Here is a 2,872-nt window from a genome sequence, read left to right as displayed (position 1 = left end):
GCCGGACTCCCCTCGACGTCGTCCTGGTCGACCCGGCCCCTGAGGCGGGCCGCGGCACGGCGTACGCCACCCCCGACCCACGCCACCGACTGAACGTGCCCGCGGGCAACATGAGCGCCTACCCCGACGACCCCGGCCACTTCACCCGCTGGCTGTGCCGGCACGGCGAACCGTCGGTCACCGGAGCCGACTTCGCGACCCGGTACCGCTACGGCGCCTACCTCGCCGACACCCTCGGCCAGGCCGTCGTCCGCTCCCACGGCACGGTCGCCGTGCGCCGGCTGCGCACCCGGGCCGAGGGCTGCGCCGGCACCCCCGACGGCCGGGTGGAGCTCCGCCTGGCCGACGGCGGGCGCCTGGCCGCGGACGCCGCCGTGCTCGCCACCGGCCCCGCCGTGGCCTCCGCCGCCTGGGCGCCGCCCGTCCTGCGCGCGGCGCCCCGGTTCGTCGGCGCGCCGTGGGCGCCGGGTGCCCTGGACGGGCCGCGCCACGGCACCGACGACGTGCTGCTCGTCGGCACCGGCCTGACCGCCGTCGACCTCGCCCTGACCCTCGACCGTCCCGGCCGCACGGTGCACGCCCTGTCCCGCAGCGGTCTGCTGCCCCAGCCGCACGCGCTCGGCCCGGCCGGGGTCATGCCCGCACCGGAAGACCTGGACGACACATCCCTCGGCAGGCTGCGCCGGGCCGTCTACCGGCACCTCAGCCGTTCGGTCCGCACCCACGGGGACTGGCGCCCCGGCCTGGACAGCCTGCGCCCGCACACCGTGCGGCTGTGGCGCAGCCTCACCCCCGAGGAGCGGGAGGAGTTCCTGGCCAGGGAGGGCGCCCTGTGGAACACCCACCGCCACCGCATGGCGCCCGCCACCGCCGAGCACGTCTCCCGGGCCCGCACCGCCCGCCGCCTCCACGTCCACACCGGTACGGTCGTACGCGCCGGCGCCCGTGACGACGGCACGCTCGCGGTCGAGCTCTCGGGCGGGCGCACCCTGCACGTGGGCTGGGTGGTCGACTGCACCGGGCCGGGGCGGCGCCTCGACGACCCGCTGTGGCGTTCGCTGTTCGCGTCCGGCGCCGCCGTGCACGGCCCGCTGGGCATGGGCGCGGCGACTCGCGACGGCCGCCTCCTCGACGCCCGGGGCCGCACCGGGCTCCCGCTGTACACCCTCGGCGCCCCACGCCGCGGCGAGCTGTGGGAGACCACCGCCGTCCCGGAAATCCGCGTCCAGGCGGCCGAGTTGGCCCAGCAGCTGCTGGCGCCCCTCACCCCGAGGCCGCGTACCGGCCGCCGTCCCGTCGACGGACACGGCCTCGCCCTGTCCACCCACGCCGAGGCGGCCGCCGCCCACCGCGCCGGACTCGACCGGGTCCTCAAGGTCCGCTCCGGAGCCGAGGACGCCTTCGCCCGCGCGGTCGCCCTCGACCCCGGCTTCGCCCTCGGCCACGCCGCCCTCGCCCTGCTGGGCCACGAGTGCGCGGCCGCCGTCGACGTGCCCCGGGCCCTGGCCGACGCGCAGCGCTGCGCCCGCGAACGGGCCGACGAGCGCGAGCGCTCCTTCGTGGACGTGGTCACCCGCCGGATCACCCGCGACGACGGGGACGAGGCCCTCGTACGGCACCTGCGGACGTACCCTGGCGACGCGCTCGCGCTCGCCGCCGCCGTGCCCACCATCGCCTTCTCCGGGGTGAGCGACCTGCACGACGACGACGCGCTGGGACTGCTCGATCTGACGGCACCGGCGTACGACGGCCACTGGTTCCACACCTCGCTGCTCGCCTTCCTGCGCCAGGGACAGGGCCGGCTGCACGAGGCGGGCGAACTCGCCCACCGGGCACTGGCCACCGAGCCCGCCTCCGGGCACGCCGTGCACGCCCTGGCCCATGTGCACTACGAGTCGGCCGCCCACGAGGCGGGTCGCGACTGGCTGGACCGCTGGGTGTCGGGGCGGGGCCGCGGCGCGGTCCACCGGGCCCACTTCTCCTGGCACATCGCCCTGCACGAACTGGCCCTCGACGACCCGGAGGCGGTCCGCAGGCGCTGGTTCGCCCAGCTCGCACCCGGCCGGGTGACCGGCGTACGGGCCCTGGTCGACTCGGGTTCGCTGCTGTGGCGGGCGCGCTTGAGCGACAGCTGGCAGGGCGAACTGCCCGCGGCGGACGTGCTGGACTCGGTCGGCCGCGAGGTGCTGGAACGCCCGGCGACGGCGTTCACCGCGCTGCACGCGGCGGTCGCCCTGACGGCCGCCCATGACCTGCCCGCCCTGCGCCGGCTGCGCGACCACGCGGCGGGCGCCGATCCGGTGCAGCGGGAGGTCGTCGCCCCGCTGTGCGAGGCCCTGGAGGCGCTCCTGGAGGAGCGGTTCCGGGAGGCGGCCCGCGGCCTCGACGCGCTGCTGCCCGTGCTGCGCCGGGTCGGCGGCAGCGCGGCCCAGCGCGAGGTCGTCGAGGAGACGCTGCTGTACGCCCTGGTGTCGGCCGGCCGCTGCGACGCGGCCCGCCGCCTCCTGGACGCCCGCCTGGACCGCAAACCGGCGCCCCGCGACCGGCGGTTGCTGGCCGCGCTGCCCGGCTGACCGGACGGGGACCGGAGGGTTGCGCGGGACCGGGAGCCAGGACCGGCCCTCCGGGCGCCGGCCGACCGCCCGCGAAATGCCCCGCGCGGCCGGCCGCACCGCCGGGACCGGAGCCGGTACCCGGGCGTCCGCGTGCGGCACGACCACGAACACCGCGGCGACCGGCAGGGCGTCTTCGGTGACCTGGCTCCGCGCCCCCAGAGAGGTCCGGGCGCGGCTGCCCGGACCGTCAGGAGGACGAGGGCGGATAACGGCGGAGTTATTTCTCTTTTACACAAATAAAGCTGACCACGACAAAG

General features: G+C 77.5%; 1 protein-coding gene. It reads left to right on the top strand.

Features of this window, described 5'->3' with window-relative positions; translation table 11 throughout:
- On the top strand, positions 1-2,573 hold a 2,573-nt coding region (locus ACFW2E_RS44620; protein ID WP_384477250.1), incomplete at its 5' end, for an FAD/NAD(P)-binding protein.
- Between the last annotated feature and the right edge of the window lie 299 nt (positions 2,574-2,872).

The organism is Streptomyces sp. NPDC058964, from assembly GCF_042741275.1.
Taxonomy (GTDB): Bacteria; Actinomycetota; Actinomycetes; order Streptomycetales; family Streptomycetaceae; genus Streptomyces.
This window is presented reverse-complemented; position numbering and strand designations above follow the sequence as displayed.